Source organism: Ciceribacter ferrooxidans (assembly GCF_004137355.1).
Classification (GTDB): domain Bacteria; phylum Pseudomonadota; class Alphaproteobacteria; order Rhizobiales; family Rhizobiaceae; genus Allorhizobium; species Allorhizobium ferrooxidans.
In genome coordinates, this window is record NZ_SDVB01000404.1 from 1 (window position 1) to 2,500 (window position 2,500).

1 tRNA gene and 2 rRNA genes (1 of these 3 cut by a window edge) are annotated in these 2,500 nt (G+C 54.4%); all 3 read right to left on the reverse strand.

The window, feature by feature from the left end:
• Position 1: 1 nt before the first annotated feature.
• Positions 2-78 (reverse strand) — tRNA-Met (locus EUU22_RS24335).
• Positions 79-169: 91 nt separating this feature from the next.
• Positions 170-284, reverse strand: a 5S ribosomal RNA gene (gene rrf, locus EUU22_RS24340).
• Between the two features lie 161 nt (positions 285-445).
• Positions 446-2,500, reverse strand: a 23S ribosomal RNA gene (locus tag EUU22_RS24345) (it continues 743 nt past the right edge of the window).

The following is a 2,500-nucleotide window of genomic DNA, read 5'->3' on the forward strand; positions in this document are numbered from 1 at the left end:
TTGGTTGCGGGGGCAGGATTTGAACCTGCGGCCTTCAGGTTATGAGCCTGACGAGCTACCGGGCTGCTCCACCCCGCGTTACTCTTTGAAGCAAAAAGGCCGCTTACGCGGCCTCGTTTTGGGCACGAGGCCCTTTTTGTGATGAGAAGATTTTGATTGCCTTTAGCAGACCTGGCAGCGACCTACTCTCCCGCGTCTTGAGACGAAGTACCATTGGCGCTGGGGCGTTTCACGGCCGTGTTCGGAATGGGAACGGGTGCAGCCACCCCGCCATAACCACCAGGTCGGCTAAGGGCAATCATATTTGAGAAGCTGGTGACTGAAGCCTTAGCCAATAGGCAGCAGGCAATAGTCTTTTTCTGAACACGTCCTGGAGCGGTCGAGGCTACTGCCTACTGCCCAACTCCTACTGGCTCATCATCTTCGATGAGCATGGTCAATGAGAACGATCAAGCCAATCGAGCTATTAGTAACGGTAAGCTTCACACATTGCTGCGCTTCCACACCCGTCCTATCAACGTGGTCGTCTTCCACGGCTCTGATAGGGAATACTCGTTTTCAGGTGGGTTTCCCGCTTAGATGCCTTCAGCGGTTATCCCTTCCATATATAGCTACCCTGCTATGCCCTTGGCAGGACAACAGGTCCACCAGAGATATGTCCATCCCGGTCCTCTCGTACTAGGGACAGATCCTGTCAATATTCCTACACCCACGGCAGATAGGGACCGAACTGTCTCACGACGTTCTGAACCCAGCTCACGTACCGCTTTAATTGGCGAACAGCCAAACCCTTGGGACCTGCTCCAGCCCCAGGATGCGATGAGCCGACATCGAGGTGCCAAACAACCCCGTCGATATGGACTCTTGGGGGTCATCAGCCTGTTATCCCCGGCGTACCTTTTATCCGTTGAGCGATGGCCCTTCCACGCGGGACCACCGGATCACTATGACCGACTTTCGTCTCTGCTCGACTTGTCAGTCTCGCAGTCAGGCGGGCTTATGCCATTGCACTCGACGACCGATTTCCGACCGGTCTGAGCCCACCATCGCGCGCCTCCGTTACTCTTTCGGAGGCGACCGCCCCAGTCAAACTACCCACCATACACTGTCCCGGACCCGGATGACGGGCCGCGGTTAGACATCCATGACGATAAGGGTGGTATTTCAAGGATGGCTCCACGAGAACTGGCGTCCCCGCTTCAAAGCCTACCACCTATCCTACACATGCCGACACGAATGCCAGTGTAAAGCTATAGTAAAGGTGCACGGGGTCTTTCCGTCTGACCGCAGGAACCCCGCATCTTCACGGGGAATTCAATTTCACTGAGTCTATGTTGGAGACAGCGGGGAAGTCGTTACGCCATTCGTGCAGGTCGGAACTTACCCGACAAGGAATTTCGCTACCTTAGGACCGTTATAGTTACGGCCGCCGTTTACTGGGGCTTCGATTCAGAGCTTGCACCCCTCCTCTTAACCTTCCAGCACCGGGCAGGCGTCAGACCCTATACGTCGTCTTGCGACTTCGCAGAGCCCTGTGTTTTTGATAAACAGTCGCTACCCCCTGGTCTGTGCCACCCCACAATGGTTGCCCATCATGGGGTCACGCTTCTTCCGAAGTTACGCGTGCAATTTGCCGAGTTCCTTCAACATAGTTCTCTCAAGCGCCTTGGTATACTCTACCTGACCACCTGTGTCGGTTTCGGGTACGGTCTATAAAGTGGGGCTATTTCCTGGAACCGCTCCACCGCACACTCAATCCAATAAGAATGTACGATTTGTGCGATCCGTCACCACCACAAGGCCCACGAATATTAACGTGGTTCCCATCGACTACGCGTGTCCGCCTCGTCTTAGGGGCCGGCTAACCCTGCTCAGATTAACTTTAAGCAGGAACCCTTGGTCTTTCGGCGAGAGGGTCTCTCACCCTCTTTGTCGTTACTCATGTCAACATTCGCACTTCCGATACCTCCAGGGCCCCTCACAGGTACCCCTTCGCAGGCTTACGGAACGCTCCGCTACCACACGTATTGCTACGTATCCTCAGCTTCGGTGCATGGCTTTAGCCCCGTTACATTTTCGGCGCAAAGACCCTTATTTAGACCAGTGAGCTGTTACGCTTTCTTTAAATGATGGCTGCTTCTAAGCCAACATCCTGGTTGTTTTGGGATCCTCACATCCTTTCCCACTTAGCCATGACTTGGGGACCTTAGCTGGAGGTCAGGGTTGTTGCCCTCTTCACGACGGACGTTAGCACCCGCCGTGTGTCTGCCGACTAGTACTCCTCGGTATTCGGAGTTTGGTTAGGATCAGTAAGACGGTGAGTCCCCATAGCCCATCCAGTGCTCTACCCCCGAGGGTATTCGGTCGACGCTCTACCTAAATAGATTTCGCGGAGAACCAGCTATTTCCGAGTTTGATTGGCCTTTCACCCCTAGCCACAAGTCATCCCAATCTATTGCAACAGATGCGGGTTCGGTCCTCCAGTTGGTGTTACCCAACC